The organism is Marinovum sp. J2-8 (assembly GCF_055808435.1).
On sequence record NZ_JBVVRZ010000004.1, the window covers coordinates 235,576 to 252,041 of the forward strand.

Annotated in this window: 17 protein-coding genes and 1 pseudogene; 5 read left to right on the forward strand and 13 right to left on the reverse strand. The window is 59.1% G+C overall.

The annotated features are described in order from the left end of the window. Positions 1 to 20: 20 nt before the first annotated feature. The 3 genes and pseudogenes from AC0L4F_RS14090 to AC0L4F_RS14100 all read right to left on the reverse strand — a co-directional run. On the reverse strand, positions 21 to 1,364 hold the full coding sequence (locus AC0L4F_RS14090; RefSeq protein ID WP_244689300.1) for an ABC transporter substrate-binding protein: 1,344 nt from the start codon (positions 1,362 to 1,364) through the stop codon (positions 21 to 23). A 244-nt stretch (positions 1,365 to 1,608) separates the two neighbouring features. Beyond that, positions 1,609 to 2,319, reverse strand: a complete 711-nt coding sequence (locus AC0L4F_RS14095; RefSeq protein WP_244689302.1) for an IS6 family transposase — start codon at positions 2,317 to 2,319, stop codon at positions 1,609 to 1,611. A 48-nt stretch (positions 2,320 to 2,367) separates the two neighbouring features. After that, positions 2,368 to 3,066 (reverse strand): annotated as a pseudogene (locus AC0L4F_RS14100) (strawberry notch-like NTP hydrolase domain-containing protein); the annotation flags it as partial. A 48-nt stretch (positions 3,067 to 3,114) separates the two neighbouring features. Between AC0L4F_RS14100 and AC0L4F_RS14105 the strand changes: the two are divergent. Beyond that, positions 3,115 to 3,825, forward strand: coding sequence for an IS6 family transposase (locus tag AC0L4F_RS14105; protein WP_244689305.1), 711 nt, complete (start codon positions 3,115 to 3,117; stop codon positions 3,823 to 3,825). A 58-nt stretch (positions 3,826 to 3,883) separates the two neighbouring features. Here the strand turns inward: AC0L4F_RS14105 and AC0L4F_RS14110 are convergent, their stop codons facing one another. From AC0L4F_RS14110 to AC0L4F_RS14125, 4 genes are all read right to left on the reverse strand, one after another. After that, the gene (locus AC0L4F_RS14110) at positions 3,884 to 4,030 is read right to left on the reverse strand and encodes a hypothetical protein (RefSeq protein WP_244689746.1); all 147 of its coding nucleotides are present in this window, start codon (positions 4,028 to 4,030) and stop codon (positions 3,884 to 3,886) included. A 106-nt stretch (positions 4,031 to 4,136) separates the two neighbouring features. Continuing rightward, positions 4,137 to 4,412, reverse strand: coding sequence for a type II toxin-antitoxin system RelE/ParE family toxin (locus AC0L4F_RS14115; RefSeq protein WP_093994038.1), 276 nt, complete (start codon positions 4,410 to 4,412; stop codon positions 4,137 to 4,139). Continuing rightward, positions 4,399 to 4,698 carry a type II toxin-antitoxin system RelB/DinJ family antitoxin gene (locus AC0L4F_RS14120; RefSeq protein ID WP_044353023.1) on the reverse strand — a complete coding sequence of 100 codons (300 nt, stop codon included), beginning with the start codon at positions 4,696 to 4,698 and terminating at the stop codon, positions 4,399 to 4,401. Before AC0L4F_RS14120 ends, AC0L4F_RS14115 begins: the two co-directional genes overlap by 14 nt. 102 nt (positions 4,699 to 4,800) lie before the next feature. Beyond that, positions 4,801 to 5,457: a DUF6927 domain-containing protein gene (locus AC0L4F_RS14125; RefSeq protein WP_244689731.1), complete on the reverse strand. Its 657-nt coding sequence runs from the start codon at positions 5,455 to 5,457 to the stop codon at positions 4,801 to 4,803. A gap of 104 nt (positions 5,458 to 5,561) precedes the next feature. On the opposite strand from AC0L4F_RS14125, the gene AC0L4F_RS14130 reads away from it, so the two are divergent. Then, entirely contained in the window at positions 5,562 to 6,272 is a 711-nt protein-coding gene (locus tag AC0L4F_RS14130) for an IS6 family transposase (RefSeq protein WP_244689305.1), read from the forward strand. Positions 6,273 to 6,291: 19 nt separating this feature from the next. Here the strand turns inward: AC0L4F_RS14130 and AC0L4F_RS14135 are convergent, their stop codons facing one another. Next, positions 6,292 to 6,804 carry a LysR family transcriptional regulator gene (locus tag AC0L4F_RS14135; protein ID WP_244689307.1) on the reverse strand — a complete coding sequence of 171 codons (513 nt, stop codon included), beginning with the start codon at positions 6,802 to 6,804 and terminating at the stop codon, positions 6,292 to 6,294. An 84-nt stretch (positions 6,805 to 6,888) separates the two neighbouring features. Between AC0L4F_RS14135 and AC0L4F_RS14140 the strand changes: the two genes are divergently transcribed. From AC0L4F_RS14140 to AC0L4F_RS14150, 3 genes are all read left to right on the forward strand, one after another. After that, the gene (locus tag AC0L4F_RS14140; protein ID WP_244689309.1) at positions 6,889 to 8,070 is read left to right on the forward strand and encodes an MFS transporter; all 1,182 of its coding nucleotides are present in this window, start codon (positions 6,889 to 6,891) and stop codon (positions 8,068 to 8,070) included. A gap of 63 nt (positions 8,071 to 8,133) precedes the next feature. After that, entirely contained in the window at positions 8,134 to 9,105 is a 972-nt protein-coding gene (locus AC0L4F_RS14145; RefSeq protein ID WP_244689311.1) for a TIGR03571 family LLM class oxidoreductase, read from the forward strand. Then, a complete protein-coding gene (locus AC0L4F_RS14150; RefSeq protein ID WP_244689313.1) occupies positions 9,102 to 9,926 on the forward strand; it encodes an aldo/keto reductase in 825 nt (274 codons plus the stop codon). The genes AC0L4F_RS14145 and AC0L4F_RS14150 overlap by 4 nt, the downstream gene beginning before the upstream one ends. Before the next feature lie 536 nt (positions 9,927 to 10,462). Here AC0L4F_RS14150 and AC0L4F_RS14155 read toward each other — a convergent pair. From AC0L4F_RS14155 to AC0L4F_RS14175, 5 genes are all read right to left on the reverse strand, one after another. After that, positions 10,463 to 11,119: a GntR family transcriptional regulator gene (locus tag AC0L4F_RS14155; protein WP_244689315.1), complete on the reverse strand. Its 657-nt coding sequence runs from the start codon at positions 11,117 to 11,119 to the stop codon at positions 10,463 to 10,465. Continuing rightward, a complete protein-coding gene (locus AC0L4F_RS14160) occupies positions 11,116 to 12,252 on the reverse strand; it encodes a mandelate racemase/muconate lactonizing enzyme family protein (RefSeq protein ID WP_244689317.1) in 1,137 nt (378 codons plus the stop codon). Before AC0L4F_RS14160 ends, AC0L4F_RS14155 begins: the two co-directional genes overlap by 4 nt. Continuing rightward, entirely contained in the window at positions 12,252 to 13,379 is a 1,128-nt protein-coding gene (locus AC0L4F_RS14165) for a mandelate racemase/muconate lactonizing enzyme family protein (RefSeq protein WP_244689319.1), read from the reverse strand. The genes AC0L4F_RS14160 and AC0L4F_RS14165 overlap by 1 nt, the downstream gene beginning before the upstream one ends. 70 nt (positions 13,380 to 13,449) lie before the next feature. Beyond that, positions 13,450 to 14,997: a BCCT family transporter gene (locus tag AC0L4F_RS14170; RefSeq protein ID WP_244689321.1), complete on the reverse strand. Its 1,548-nt coding sequence runs from the start codon at positions 14,995 to 14,997 to the stop codon at positions 13,450 to 13,452. A 25-nt stretch (positions 14,998 to 15,022) separates the two neighbouring features. Further along, positions 15,023 to 16,357 (reverse strand): FAD-dependent oxidoreductase, encoded by a 1,335-nt coding sequence (locus AC0L4F_RS14175; RefSeq protein ID WP_244689323.1) that lies wholly within the window; start codon positions 16,355 to 16,357, stop codon positions 15,023 to 15,025. Positions 16,358 to 16,466: the final 109 nt, after the last annotated feature.

Genomic DNA, 16,466 nt, shown 5'->3' on the forward strand with positions numbered 1-16,466 from the left:
GGGATGTTCAATGCCGCAGATCAGCGGATGATCAGCTCGTCGCCAAGGGTGGCTGTCAGTTGGGCCTCCACTTCTGCCACGGCTTCTTCCGGGGTCTGGATGCCGGTCCATGCCGCTTCGAGACCTTTGAACATGGCCTCGGAGAAAGCACCGTAGGACGGGTGGTTCGGCTGTGCATTTGCATGGGGCAACAGCACTTCGGTTGCCTCGGATGCCCAGCGATCGCCGGCGTAAAGGTCCAGACCGGATTCGGCCTTGCCGATGGCCAGATGCGAAGATTTGATCGCATGCAGGGTGTTCAGGCGCGGCTCGGACGCGATGGCGACCAGTTGAGCGGCGATTTCCTCGGCGCGGTCGTCTTCCTGATCTGTCAGAAGATAAACCAGCGGATGGGTCACAGTGTTGGCGCGGCCCGCATCATTGCCCGCCGGGATCAGGGTAAAGCCGATGGTGCCAAAGAAATCTTCGTTGCCCTCTTTGCCGGTGTAACGGCCATAATGCCATGTGCCACCGTGCCAGAATGCGGCTTTGCCGTTGGCAACTTCGGAATACCACTGGTCCCATTCGGTGCCGATGTGGTTCTTGCGGGTCACGCCTGCTTCGACCGCATCAACAAAGAATTGATACATTTCGGTCATCGCGGTGCGGTCAAACAGCAGCTTGCCGGTTTCGGGGTCCGTCAGCTCGCCGCCGAAGGATTGATAGAACTGGGCATAATCCGGTCCGTTGGACACGCGCGGATAGAAACCATAGCCTTCTTCGACCAGCCCCATGTCCACGGCTTTTTTCGCATCGGCCAGCATGTCGCGCAGGGTGTATTCACCGGCTTCGACGCGGGCCGACATTTCGGCCATGTCCGCATCGGTGTAACCCAGCTGCGTGAATGTGTCTTTCCAATAGAAGAACGGGCGGCTTTCGGCATCTTGGGGCACGCCCCATTGCACGCCGTCATAGGCCGCAATATCCATCAGGTTGCTGTAAATGTTGTTCAGCGGCCAGGCATCCAGATCGACATAATCTTCGACCGGCACGATGTAACCTGCACTGGCCCAGGGGGCGATATCCAGGTGCGACGTGACAACGATATGCGGTGCATTGTTCGCTTCGGCGCCCAGGGTCACGGCCTGTTTAAAGCCATCCCAACCGTCAAAGTCGCGCTTGCCTTCTACGGTAATGTTCAATTCTTCGCCGTGAATGGCGGCTTCGCGCGACAAAAGGTCGGCGGCAATTTCGATGTTTTCGATGCGGTAATGATCACCCTCATTGGACCCGCCTGCCCAGACTGTGATGGTGATATCTTCTGCCAAAACCGGCATTGCGGCGGTGGCGGCGATCAGCGCGGTGGCGCAGGTCATCTTTATCATGGAATCTATCTCTCCAAGCTGTAGGGCGCGCGCGGTGAGGTTTTGCACACGTGTGCATAGTAGTGCACATTTTTTACAACAGAAGATTACAAGCTTTGTGTCAGTTTTGTAAAAACATCACTTTTATCGAAAAATCTTTGACTTCTCTTGCCAGAAAAAAGCGTCCGGAAAACCGATGAACAGCAGGGCAATTGGGATTGCCAAGTTGTTGTTCTTGGATTTTAAAGTTCTGATGTTCGGTCGATCACGTCACCATTTCGGCGGTGTAGTCGGCCCAGAGGCTGAACGCGTCGTGACGAGCGTGGCGGTATGATGTTGCGGTGAGTCTGTAACGGCGGGGACGAAAGATCAGGTTGATCGGGTCATGTGCGGTCAGGAATCTCTGTGCTTGCCGGTGAGATTTGAACCGCCCGAGTATCTTCTCTCGCTTTCGTGTCGGCCTGTGAGCCCCTTCAATTGCGTTATTCAATCGCTTGTGAGCGCGGTGGTCAGCGTCCGGCGCCAGCGTTTTGATCGGCTTGATGTAGCTGCGTAATTTATCCGTGATCACGACCCTCGGCGCGCCGAACTGAACTACCAGCCTTTTGAAAAACCTCTTTGCTGCCTTTCCACTTCTGCGCGTTTGCACAAGTATATCGAGAACCTCGCCGTTCGCGTCCATTGCGCGCCACAGCCAGTGCTTCTTGCCGCGGATCGGAACAACGACTTCGTCGAGATGCCATTTGTCGTTGGGACGAGGGCGATCACGCCGGATGCAGTTCGCGAAATGGCGACCAAACCGATTGACCCACAACCGGACGGCTTCCCGGCTGACAATCACGCCCCGCTCAGCCAGCAAGTCTTCAACGTCAGCCGTGCTCAGCGCGAAGCGGTGGTACGCCCAAACAGCGCAAGCGATGATCTCGCGAGGGTAGCGGAAGCCCTTAAGGCGAGGCAAACTGGTCGGAATTCTCATACCGCTAAAAAAGCCCGGTCATGTCTGACGAACAAGTTGGCAATGCCCATGGGCCTCATCAAAGGCCAGCACGCCTTCAAAGTCTTCACCCATCCAGGCGAGGATCTGGCTCAGTCGCGTGGTGCCGCATTTGCCCGCGGACCGCAGCGTGGCGTAGGTGACGAAGAGGATACCGTCACCCATAGGGACGGGCTGGTCCGGTTTCCATTTGGAGAGCGGCTGGATGTCGGCGGGCGAGCCGCCGAGATCGGTCCAGTCGCGGATCGCGTCCTCGATAAGCGTTGCGGATTTGGAGACCCAGATGGCCTTTCTGCGTCCGGCCAGCCAGTTCACAAGGATGAGCCCCGCGCATTCACGCCCCTTGCCGCAACCGGTGCCGTCGCCGAGGAAATAGCCAAGGCGATAGGCACGTGCATCCGGATCATCATCGGCGCGCGTCAGCTTGGTCTGGTCGTCATCGATGGTAAACCGACCGGGCAGATCACGCCCATGGGCGTCATGCGCCATGATGGTGGTCTCGAGCTGCGCCTCGGAGAGATCTCCCTCCTCGATCAACCGTGTGGGCAGGCGCAAGTCATCACTGCCCGTGTTTGAGGGCATGGGCGGGGCAACCGAGGCCATGGCGATGCTTTCGACGAGCGGGGTGGGATGTTCCTGCGCACCCGCGATCTCGATCCGCTGCGGCCGGTAGCGCGCATAGATGTCCGAGACAGGCGTGTTGTCGCGCGGGACATCGAAGCTCGTGAAACGGCATTGCCAACTTGTTCGTCAGACATGACCGGCTATTTTAGCGGTATGAGAATTCCGACCAGTTTGCCTCGCCTTAAGGGCTTCCGCTACCCTCGCGAGATCATCGCTTACGCTGTTTGGGCGTACCACCGCTTCGCGCTGAGCACGGCTGACGTTGAAGACTTGCTGGCTGAGCGGGGCGTGATTGTCAGCCGGGAAGCCGTCCGGTTGTGGGTCAATCGGTTTGGTCGCCATTTCGCGAACTGCATCCGGCGTGATCGCCCTCGTCCCAACGACAAATGGCATCTCGACGAAGTCGTTGTTCCGATCCGCGGCAAGAAGCACTGGCTGTGGCGCGCAATGGACGCGAACGGCGAGGTTCTCGATATACTTGTGCAAACGCGCAGAAGTGGAAAGGCAGCAAAGAGGTTTTTCAAAAGGCTGGTAGTTCAGTTCGGCGCGCCGAGGGTCGTGATCACGGATAAATTACGCAGCTACATCAAGCCGATCAAAACGCTGGCGCCGGACGCTGACCACCGCGCTCACAAGCGATTGAATAACGCAATTGAAGGGGCTCACAGGCCGACACGAAAGCGAGAGAAGATACTCGGGCGGTTCAAATCTCACCGGCAAGCACAGAGATTCCTGACCGCACATGACCCGATCAACCTGATCTTTCGTCCCCGCCGTTACAGACTCACCGCAACATCATACCGCCACGCTCGTCACGACGCGTTCAGCCTCTGGGCCGACTACACCGCCGAAATGGTGACGTGATCGACCGAACATCAGAACTTTAAAATCCAAGAACAACAACTTGGCAATCCCCTGCGGCCTACATCAGGTCGTAGGCCATCCGCCAGTCCCAGGCACCGCTGGCATCACTGCCGTTGAACGTCTCGCGCATGATGCGCGCGAGGGCAGAGGCGAGGTCAGGGTGGGAGATCGAAGGAGCCGAGTTTGCCGGTTTGGGCTTGGTCATGGGGGTTTCCTTTGGATCAGGGTCTGAGTTCCAAAGGACAAAAAGCCCGCTCTACACTTTGAAGGCGTAGAGCGGGCAATTTCTTAGCGGAGGGCCTGCACGCCGATCATGGCCACTGCTGCGCAGCATGAAGAACGCGTAAAATGGTCACCATCTCAGGGCTTTCCGCATAAACCACGATGTAGTTCGGCCGAATAACCATCTCCCGGGTCCCATCGACACGGCCCGCGCGGTACATTTGAGGGCGTTCTGGAAGGAGGGACGTCTTGTGTTCAATCTCATCTTTAAGAACTTGGGCGGCATCCGGGTTGTCGTCGGAAATGTAGTCAATGATTGCCAACAAGTCGGCGATGGCCGTGGCTTTCCATTCAAGATTTGGCAAGGCGCTTCCCGTCAATCAATGCCTGGGCGTCTTGCATCGCCTTGGCATGGGGCGTTGTGGGCCTTGGATCGTCCAGCGCTTCCTGTACCTTCGCCCGGAACCAGGCGTCATAGGCATCCGGATCAGCGGTCAATCCGGCAGGCAAGCCGCCTTCTGCGGCCACGCGGGTCAGAAGAATACGCACCGCGTCGGAGAGCGTCAGACCGACGCCCGCAAGTGCGTCAGAAGCTTGTGCTTTCAGCTGATCGTCAACACGAACATGAAGCATGGATGTTTGGGCAGGCATGGATAGTCCTCTAATTGATGGAAGTGATGTATCTCATTTGAGATACAATTTCAAGTCGGCAGTATGCGCGCGCGTGCCTGTGGTGTTGTCTCAGCGGGAAACTCAGCCACCCTGCCCCGCGAGATACTCCGCCAGCACGGGACTGGCCGCGCCCTTCGCGGAGCTGAGCAGCTCCGAGCCCGCGAGCGTCGCTTTAGACAGGCGCACGAGCCCGCCGGTTTCCTCAATGCGGTAGCAGCGGCGGTTTTGCCGCCCCCGCCTGTAGTGGGTCGCGGTGACGATCTGGCAGGTGCTGCCGTCGGTGAGCGTCACCGGTGTTGCGAGCTTGATCTTGTCGCCTTCCTGGTAGTCCGGGATCGCAGCCCAGTCCCGGCAACGCTGGCGCCAGGCATGGGCGTAGCTGGCCGGGTCTTTCAGGTCGGAGAGGAGCTCGATCAGCCCAAGGGGAGCACGAGACTCGTTCGGGCCAGCGCTTTCCTCCATGTCCTTGTAGCCCCAGCAGCCGTCATCGTATCTGGTGAGGAAGACAGCCCCGAAAGTAATCGAGCCATCAGGATCGGTGACATAGGTTGCGTCTTCGACAGCGGTGCCGTCGAGATTGGTGACCCTTGCCGCCGCATACCAGGTGGAGGCGACCTTGCAGGCCTTGACCAGTTCGGTTTTGCGCCTGTCGCCCTCGAAAGTGCAGAGCCGGGCGATTTCCGCTTTCTCATCCGCGTAGGTCTGGACGCGGCGGTCTGTGTAGAAGAGCCAACCCATCACGCCACCCTCCGGTCGTCGATTTCCATCAGCGCATCGAGCGGCACGCGGTAAGGCGGCATTGCCAACTTGTTCGTCAGACATGACCGGGCTATTTTAGCGGTATGAGAATTCCGACCAGTTTGCCTCGCCTTAAGGGCTTCCGCTACCCTCGCGAGATCATCGCTTACGCTGTTTGGGCGTACCACCGCTTCGCGCTGAGCACGGCTGACGTTGAAGACTTGCTGGCTGAGCGGGGCGTGATTGTCAGCCGGGAAGCCGTCCGGTTGTGGGTCAATCGGTTTGGTCGCCATTTCGCGAACTGCATCCGGCGTGATCGCCCTCGTCCCAACGACAAATGGCATCTCGACGAAGTCGTTGTTCCGATCCGCGGCAAGAAGCACTGGCTGTGGCGCGCAATGGACGCGAACGGCGAGGTTCTCGATATACTTGTGCAAACGCGCAGAAGTGGAAAGGCAGCAAAGAGGTTTTTCAAAAGGCTGGTAGTTCAGTTCGGCGCGCCGAGGGTCGTGATCACGGATAAATTACGCAGCTACATCAAGCCGATCAAAACGCTGGCGCCGGACGCTGACCACCGCGCTCACAAGCGATTGAATAACGCAATTGAAGGGGCTCACAGGCCGACACGAAAGCGAGAGAAGATACTCGGGCGGTTCAAATCTCACCGGCAAGCACAGAGATTCCTGACCGCACATGACCCGATCAACCTGATCTTTCGTCCCCGCCGTTACAGACTGACCGCAACATCATACCGCCACGCTCGTCACGACGCGTTCAGCCTCTGGGCCGACTACACCGCCGAAATGGTGACGTGATCGACCGAACATCAGAACTTTAAAATCCAAGAACAACAACTTGGCAATCCCGATGCAACATCTGGCTATCTCCCAGGCGGCCCAGACGAATGGCGACATCCGCATGACTGCCGATCAGGTCAACCAGCGTATCCGTCATATCAATCGACAGCTGAATACCCGGGTATGTCGCATGAAATTCGGCAAGATGCGGGGCGAGAACATGCAGGACGTAAGGAACCGGTGCGTTGACCCGCAGTGGCCCGGCGGGGGCCTGTCCGCTGGTTGCGATTTCTTGCAGCGCTTCACTGCGGTCCAGAATTTCGCGCGCCTCGGCCAGAACTGCGGCGCCTTCGGGGGTGATCTCGATGGATCGTGTGGTGCGGCGCAACAATGTGACTTTCAACTGTTCTTCCAGCCGCGTGACTGACCGGCTGAGCGTCGAGGCCGACACGCCACGCCGCCGTGCGGATTCCGCAAAACCGCCATCATCGACGATCCCGACAAAGGCAGCCAAATCCCCCATGCGCAGCAATTCGTGCAGTTTCTGCAATGATCCATTCCAAACTTGTCCGTTCCCGCAATAGATAACGGCAGGCATATGTGGCGTCGACATCAAATTTATTGGAGAAACCCGATGCCACTTGCCCTTTGGGCGCTGACCATCAGCGCCTTTGCCGTTGGAACGACAGAGTTCGTTATCGTCGGCCTGTTGCCCACCATCGCCGCCGATCTGGGGGTGTCTATCCCTTCCGCTGGTCTGTTGGTCAGCCTCTATGCGCTTGGCGTGACCATCGGCGCGCCGGTGCTGACCGCCATGGCCGACCGGGTGCCGCGCAAAACGCTGCTTCTGCTCTTGCTGGCGCTGTTCACGCTCGGCAATGCCTACGCCGCCTTTGCGCCGGATTACGGCAGCCTTGTCGCTGCGCGTTTCATTACTGGTCTGGCGCACGGTGTGTTCTTCGCCATCGCGTCGACCATCGCGACCGATCTGGTGGAGCCCGAAAAGGAAAGCTCGGCCATTGCTTTGGTGTTCCTTGGCTTGACCGTCGCGCTGGTGACGGGGGTGCCGCTGGGGACCTTCATCGGCCAGAACTTCGGCTGGCAGTCGACCTTCCTTGGCGTTGTCGCGTTGGGTGTGATCGGCTTTGTCGCTTCTGCCATTTTGGTGCCCGCCAATCTGACCAAGACCGCCTCGGCAGGGATCAAGGCACAGTTGCAGGTGCTGACTTCGCCGCGGCTTCTGCTGGTCTATCTGATCACGGCTGTCGGCTATGGCGGTAACTTCATCGCCTTCACCTTCCTTGCGCCGATGTTGAACGAGGTCACCGGCCTGTCGGCGGGTGCGGTCAGCCTTGTGCTGCTGCTCTATGGTGCATCTGTTGCCGTGGGCAACATTGCGGGCGGCAAACTGGCGGATCGGATTGGTGCGGTGGCGTCCCTGACGGTGATCTTTGCTGGCCTTGCGATATCACTGGTCGCACTTGGTGCCTTCCTTACACACCCGATTGCAGCCATCGCGGTTGCGGCCTTCTGGGGCGGCTTTGCCTTCGCCAACGTGCCGCCGCTGCAGTCTTACGTCGTGCAAATCGCACGCGAAGTATCTCCGGGTGCGGTGGATGTGGCGTCCGGCCTGAACATTGGTGCGTTCAACCTTGGCATTGCCGGGGGCGCATGGGCCGGGGGGCTTGTAGTCGAAGGCATCGGCCTTGCCGCTGCTCCCTACATCGCCGCAGGTGTAGTCGTCGTTGGGATTGTTCTGGTGCGCCTGTCTGGTCGCTTGAACGCAACAGCACCCCAAACTGTTGCTGCTGAATAACCTCATTTGCCCCGCCGTATCTAACGTGCGGCGGGGCAGACCAATGAACAGGAAGTTCGTAACATGTCTGCCCTAAATCTGATTTACAAAGACCGCATGAGTTTTGGCGTTGAATTGCCACTGGACCGCGACTGGTCCGAAGCCGGGCAACGCCGTGCCCGTACCGAGGGTCGCCCCTTTGGCGTGCCTGACATCACAAACCCCGAAAGGGGCGTGGAGCTGGCAGAGTGCCTTGGCTTTGATGCGGTCTGGCTCCGGGATGTGCCGGTCCACGATCCAAGCTTCGGGGATGCGGGGCAGGTCTTCGACCCCTTCCCTTATCTCGGCTTTCTTGCGGGCCGCACGCGACGGATCGCACTTGGCACCGCCGGTATCGTCCTGCCCCTGCGCGACCCGATCCTGCTGTCCAAAATGACGGCCAGCTTGCACCATCTGTCTGGCGGGCGGTTCATCCTTGGCATAGCGTCGGGGGACCGCCCGGTGGAATACCCGCTTATGGGGCTCGACTACGAGGCTCGCGGGGCCACCCTGCGCGATCGCGTCGAACAGATGCGCACCCTCTGGTCAGGGGATGCGCTGCAAGGACCACAAGGCCCCGTCACCGTGCGCCCCTATGTGCCGGAAGGTATCCCGATGGTCATGGCCGGGATGGGCCAGCAAAGCCTGCAATGGATCGCCCGCACATTGGACGGCTGGTTCACCTATCCCGGCCCTCCTGAGCAGGCCGAACGCCGTCTGTCGATGTGGCGGCAGGCGCGCACCGATGCTGGCCTTCCCCCTGCGCCGGTCTTGACCGCCATGCACTTGGACCTTGACCCTGATCCCGATGCGCCCTCCCGGCCAATCCAGTTCGGGAGCCGTATCGGTCGCAATGCGCTCATCACACATGTTCAATCGCTGCACGCTGCAGGGGTCGCCCACATCGCCTTTAACCTGCGCCAATCACAGCGCGATATTGAAGACGTTCTGGCCGAGCTGGCCAAGCACGTCATCCCTGAGTTTGCACAAGAAAACACAATGGAGACAGAACAATGAGTATCACCCTGATAGGCCCTGCCCAAATTCCGTCCATGGGTTTCGGCACCTTTCAACTTGAGCAAGATACGGTAGCCGACATGGTGGCCGCGGCGCTTTCCGAAGGGTTCTGCCATATTGATACGGCGCAGGCCTATGAGAACGAAGAGCAAGTTGGCGAAGGTTTGCGCCGCGCCGATGTCCGCCGCGATGATGTGTTCCTCACCACCAAAATCCTGCCCGAGCACTTCTCGCCTGAAGCCTTCATCGCTGCCGCCGACGCTTCTTTGAAACGACTGGGGACGGACTATGTCGACCTGCTACTCTTACACTGGCCCTCAAAGGAAGTCCCGATTGCCGACACCATTGACGCCCTGAATACTTTGATTGCTGCGGGCAAAGCCCGTCATGGGGGCGTGTCTAATTTCACCATGGCTATGGTCGATCAAGCACAGTCTGCTTTGAACACGCCATTGGCCGCCAACCAGATCGAACTGCATCCGCTGATTGACCAAACACGGATGATCGCTCACCTCGCCAGCAAGGGCATTCCGGTTGAGGCCTACTCGCCGCTGGCGCAAGGTAAGGTCATGGAGAACGCCACGCTGCGCGAGATTGCCTACGCGCACGATGCCAGCCCCGCTCAGATTTCCGTCGCTTGGGCATTGACCCGACCAATGGGAATCGCGTTGCCCCGGACCGGCAACCCGAGCCGGCTTGCCGCCAATCTCCGTGCAACAGAAATCGTGCTGAGCGCAGAGGAAATCTCCCGAATTGATGCCCTTGGAACAGCCGAGGGTCGGTTGGTAAGCCCGGAGACACTCGCCCCAGCTTGGGATTGATCATTCACTGGTCCTGCAAAAACACTGCAGGACCTATATACCCGTCGTCTTCGGCCTTCGGCCCTCACCGGCCAATCAACAAACCATCGCAACGCTGAGGTGCGGCCCACCGAAACGGCCGTTAGCTGCGCACGCCAAAAGCGTTGGGGGCGAACTCACAGTGTGCGGACGATCCGGACTTTTGCGGTCGCTGCCGTTGCTGACGCAGAAAACCCTCGTTTCAGCAGCGCGGCGAACTTCCCGTTTCCGGTCATTAGGGCCCGCGGAAATCGGCGGAACTCAGACCGCTCCTTCGCTGCGGCTTGGTTGGGCAGACGAAACGCGCAAACAAGCCGGACATACCAATATGCAGCGTATCCGTCAGATAAAGTTTGAAGTCTGAAAATTCTAACACTGTTTCATCAGCGCAAGGATGACAGTCGGGTGCAAACCTTCTCTTGGTCGAAACCAGGCTTCGTGCCAAGCCGATTTCCATCGTAGATGCCTGTCTGAATTACGACCGGCACCCGGATGTGAAAACCCTTTGTCACCACGGTCTAGACAAGCGCCTCCATTTGGCGCTGGGTAAAGACCCTCAAATAGGTCATGAGTTCTGACGATTTCTTTATCGGCACTGCTGCGTCGCCCGACAACAGACCCTGCAACAATGCGCAGTAGAGTTCAGTGCAGAACTGCTGATCTTCGTCTGTTGAATAATAGCGCCAGAAACGGCGAGAAAGACCTTGGGTCGTTTTCATTGTCGAAAGGATGAATTCGTTTTTTGAAGCCTCGGCCAGCGCAGCATGAATTTGGCGCAAGAGGTCCATGAAACCCGTCCGGTCAGTGTTGGGAAGCGGTTCCAGTTGGGCGAGGATTTGCGCGAACCGCTCCATGTCAGCGCTGTTGTGGCGCTGAACGGCTTTCTCGATGCTCAGCCGCTCGATCGGTTCGCGCAGTTCCAGCAATTTGAGCATCGTCATGGCGTTGAGTTCAGGAATGAGAATGCCCGCGCGACCCAGCCTGACGAGGTTCTCGCTGGAAAGCCGGACCAAAGCCTCGCGCACCGGGGTCCGGCCCAAGTCCAGCAATTCCATGAGATCCGCTTCGGCAACGATGCTGCCCGGTTCAAGATCACAGTTGACGATCGCCGCCTCCAGCATCTCAGCTGCGGTTTCTGCCTTGGTCTTGCGGAAAGAAGTGCTGTTTTGCGTCACGCCGTTGCTCTTGTTGCCTCAACCAGTTGCCTGTTCAAGGTCAGGCCAAGCCCCGGCGTGTCTGGAACGTAGAGTGTACCATCACTGTTGATCGGAGCCAACCCGGCCGCAAGTTCACGGCGCACACGCGATGGGCTTGTTGAATACTCGATCAGGCCGCCCTGGGGCAATGACGCCAGGAAATGCAGGTTGGCCGCAATTGTAATGTCGGTGTTGTAGCCATGTGGCACGATTTGGCGTCCGGTCGGGGCCAGCATGGCGACCAGTCGCCTTGCCTCGGTTATGCCGCCAAACATGGTCAGGTCGGGCTGCGCGATGTCAAAAGCGCCTGCGGCAAGATAGGGGGCGAACTCCCGGCATGTGGTCATCCCCAGGTCACCAACCCCGATCGGGATCGCAGTTGCAGCCTTCAACCTGACGTGATCCTCCAGATTGCCAAGCGGAAACGGCGCCTCGATCCAGGCAAAATCAAGTTCCTCAAGAAGTGGCAGGAACGGGGCGAAATCCTCGAACCGTTGAAATTCCTGCGCTACATCCAACATAAGGCGGCGATCAGACCCAACAACCGCGCGCAGATGCGTCAGGTTGCGCCGCACCAGCTGCATGTCCCGCCAATTGGCGTCGGCACAGACCTTCAGGTTTTGGAACCCGCCCGCAAGCAATGGTGCGACCTGATCGGTTATCTTTTCAAAGCTGGTTTCAAGAGGGTAAATTGTGGCGTAGACCGGCAACCGGTCATGATGCCTGCCGCCAAGAACCTCATGCAGCGGTTTGGATTGTGTGCGTGCAAACAGGTCCCAAAGGGCAATATCAAGCGCACTGATCGCATGGATCACGACGCCATGGCGCCCGAACCATTGCGTGCGATCATACATCTCCTGTGTCAGCCGGCTTGGATCGTCCAAGCTTTGCCCAACCAAAATCCCCGCCAGCCCGCAAGCAAGCGAATTGTAATCCGGCATTTCGATAATCGCCTTGATCACACTTGGCGGTGTGTCACTTTCTCCGATCCCGATTTCACCGTTATCCCCGTGAACCAGCACGAGGGCATTCTGGTAGCTGCCCTCGAACTGATGGTCACCCGCCCGCGCGTCGCGCAGGCAGATCACTTCAACCTTTTGAATTTTTATCATCACGTGTCCTGGAACGTTCTGCGCGCATAGACGAAGGGTTCAATCGCATCCCAGTCCATTTCAATGCCCAACCCCGGCAAGCCGCTGGGATGGACAAACCCCTGCTCATCGGGACGGATCACCTGTTTGGCGCCGAATTCGTACTTCTCGAACGGCGCGGCCTGTTCGAAGAAGTCGCAGTTCTCGTTGGCCAGCATCAGGTGCAGGTTGGCGGCTTGGGTCAAGGTGTAGCCCCAGCTTTGCACCTCGGATTTCATGCCGTGCGCCCGGGTGATCGCCATCGCTTCGTTGCCGCCGGTGAAACCACCGATGCCGGTCACGTCAAAGCGGCTGCGGTCCCAGGATCGCATCTGAAGGGCCAGCTGGATCAGCCGCAGGTCGGGCACGGAATTGCCGCCACAGATCACGTCGGTGTCCAGCGCGTTGGACAGGGCCTGATAGCCGGACAGGTCGCTGTCCGGAATCGGCGCTTCGAAGAATTCCCAGCCCGAGGCATCGAGCACGCGGCCCATGCGCAACGCCTGGTTAAGGCTGTAATTGGCGTCGGCGTCGAGGATCCAGCCGATCCCCTGTCCCGCGAATTCCTCGCGCAGGCGCAGCACCAGCCGCATGTCATCGTGGAACCGGCAATAGGGATGCACCTTGATCGCGCGATAGCCCCGGTCGAGCATGCTCTGACAATAGGCGACATAGGCATCGTCGTCGGGCAGAAGCGGGCTCGAAGCATAGGCCATGATCTTGTCTCGCACCGCGCCCAGCATCTGGTAGATCGGCAAGCCCAGCGTCTTGGCCTTGCCGTCATGCAGCGCAATGTCGAAGAGCGAGGTCGCCAGATGGTTCAGCGGCACGTAGCGGCTACGCATCATGGCGTAGACCTGCGGGGTTTCGAGAATGTTACGGCGCAACACGAAGGGCGCCATCAGCGAGACGGCGGAGAAAACGGTGTTGTCGAATTCGTGCTCGGTATAGACTGTCATGCCTGAGATCGCCTCGACGCCGTTCGACAGCTTCAGGCGCGCGATGATCAGGGCCTCGTACATCTCGCCCAGATGCGAGGACCAGGTGACGCGTTCGCCGTCGGGACCGACGGCCAGGAGTTCGATTTCTTCAACCAGTGCTGCAGACATGATGCGTATCCGGAAAGGAATGGGGTGAGAGAACCGGCGGTGGCCGGGGGGCCGCCGCCGGTGTCGAAAATCAGGCCTGGTCCTGTTTCAGGAACCGGACGGTGGTGATCATCATGAAGACCATGATGACGATGACCGGAAGACCCACCAGCACCACCGCGGTCTGCATGGTCTTCAGCCCGCCGAGAAAAAGCAGCGACATCGGCAGGACGGCGATGGCCCCGCACCAGAACAGCCGATTGCCCCGGGCCGGCTCTTCGCCTTCGTCCAGCTCCTTGGTCGAGGCGCAGGCCATCACGTAGGCCGCGGAGTCGAAGGTGGTGGCCAGCATCACGATGCCTGAGACCGCGACCGCGACAAGGACCAGCGAACTGCCCGCCAGGGTCTTGAACATCTCGATGATCGCCGGGGCAACACCCCGATCGTTCACCAGGTCGACCATTGGCAGGGTGCCGTTGATCTGCTGGTCGATGCCATAACCGCCCAGCACCACGTAGAACAGAACGCAGCCCGAGGAGCCGAAGGTCAGGAGACCGATGATGACCTCGCGGATCGTGCGCCCCATCGAGATACGGGTCACGAAGAGGCCCATGAACGGGGCGTAGGCGACCCACCAGGCCCAGTAGAACACGGTCCAGGCTTGCGGAAAGCCGGACTGGCCCACCGCGTCGGTCCAGAGGCTCATGGTGACGTAGTTGCTCAGCGTGTAGGCAACCGAGTCCATGCCAAGCTCGACGATGAAGGCGCTCGGGCCTGCAAAGAACACGTAGACGATAATTGCGAGGGTCAGCAACGAGCCGGCATAGGACAGCCGCTTGATCCCGTCGTCGAGGCCGAGGCCGCTGGAAATCGAAAAGACCGCAGTGCAACACAGGATGATCGCCACGTCGAGCCAGACGTTAGGTGCGATCCCCAGCACGTTGGCCAGCGCGCCGCCGATCATCGGGGTTCCGAGCCCCAGAGAGGTCGCCGCCGCGCCAAGAATGCCGAAGATGAACATGTAGTCGATCACCTGGCCCACCGGCCCGTCGACGATGTTCCCCAGCGCGCCGCGGCACGCTTCGCTCACCTTGTAGATATGGCGCTTGCGGACGTAGTAAATGTAGGACATGGCAACCGCAGGAATGCAGTAGAGCGCCCAGGCGGTCGGACCCCAGTGAAACATGCCATAGGCCTGCCCCACGGTGAACATCTGCGGTGACGCGGCTTCGAGCCCGAAGGGGGGCCAGGCGTAGTGATAGGCCCATTCGGTGCCTGCCCAGAGCATCAGCCCGGAGGCGATCCCGGCAAGAAAGACCATCGCGCCCCAGGCCGACCAAGTGAATTCCGGCGCGGTGCCCTCGGCGCCCAGCTTGACGGTGCCGAAGCGCGATGCGGCGAGCCAGATAACGAAGACAAGCGCACCGAAGCCAACGCTCAGGAAGGCGAAGTCGAAGCTGTCCGTCATCCACTTGAATAGACCGTCCAGCGTTGTCTTGCTCTGTTCGGGGAACAGGATCAGCAACGCTGCCGATCCGAAAATCAGCGCCAGGCTGATGCCCTGCATCCGCCGGTCGGTCTCGGGTCCACCCACCCGCTTTTGCTCGGCGCCATAGAGCGCCTCTTCAACTATTGCCACGTCTGTCTCCTCCAAGTGTGCCGGATCAGCCGGCGGATTGCATGCGTTGGGAAATCTCGACCCCGTCGATGGCTTGAAAATCCATCCCCTCCCGGATCGACATGTCGGCAGCGAGCGCGGCGGCCCGTCCGTATTCGAAGCACTGCGCGGTCACCCGGCAACTTGCCAGCGCCTCGTGCTCGGCACTCAGGCAGCGGCCTGCGACAATCACGTTGCGCCCTTGTTTCGGCACCAAGGTGGCGAAGGGCACATCGTAGTAGTCGTCCACCAGCCATTCGGTTTTCGGTTTGGCGCCGTAGTGCAGTTCGATTGGCCAACTTGACCGGGCAATCGAATCCTTGGTCTTGCGGGTGTTCACCACGTCGTCGTTCATCAGCCGCTTTACGCCTTCGATCGAACGGGTTTGCCGCACACCCACTTCTTGCGCGTAGTCGATGAAGTAGGCGTTCTCGCAGCCTGGGATTTCCTCCTTCAAGAAGTCGAAGAAGGCCTTCGCCTGGTAGATCGAGAATTGTTCTGCCTCGGAATGATCAACCGGGTTGGTGACATCCAGATCGCGGCCGTCGAAACCGGTGATTTTGGTTCCGTTGACGAGAATCTCGCCGGGGTTCACCGTCGGGAACAGCCAGACCTTCTTTCTCAGGAGTTCGTCACGCTTTTCCAACTTCTCAACAACTTTGAGCGGCGAGATCGTGTCGTCACCCCAGTAGTTCAGGTAGGTATCCCGATCCACATTGCCGATCTTGAACATCATCGACGGGTTCTGGATGACACCGTTATTTCCTTTGGTAGTTGTCAGCCCCATGCGGAACACGGCATCTGCGTCGCCGCTGGCATCGATCACGCGCTTGGCCGTGACCCGCGTGAAACCGGAGCGCGTGTGCAATACCAGACCTGTCAGAGCGTCATCTTCGGTGATCACGTCCACCATTTCTGTATGGTAGAGAATTTGCACACCGGCACCGCGCAGCAGGTCTGTCGCAACCTTTTTGTACTTGGCGCAATCGTGAGTGGTGACCCAGGTCTTGCCGTAGATCTGCGGCGCCGTAAGCCCCCTTTCTTTGTCAAGCGCGGCGCGGAACCTTTCAGCGAAGCCGAAAATGATCTGCCGAGGCTGCGCGACATTCGGCTCAGCGACGGTCATGTAGAGCCCGCAGATCGTTCCCGACATGCCCGAGACCGCCGCGCCGCCGCAAAAACCTAACCGCTCAATCAGGAGCGTGCTGTGGCCTGACTCCGCGGCTGTAGTCGCCGCCGCGATCCCCGCAGGACCGCCGCCGAGCACGATTACGTCAAATGCCCCGAATTCCGGGACACCTTTATAACCGCCAGGTCCCTGGCTTGGCAGGTATTTTTGCATTCAGCTCTCCGATAATATTTTCTAGATATATCGTAAATATATTGAAAGCTGGTCTGATCTAAAAGCGACTATATAAGCATGTATTACGACAAATTGCGGTGCGGATCGA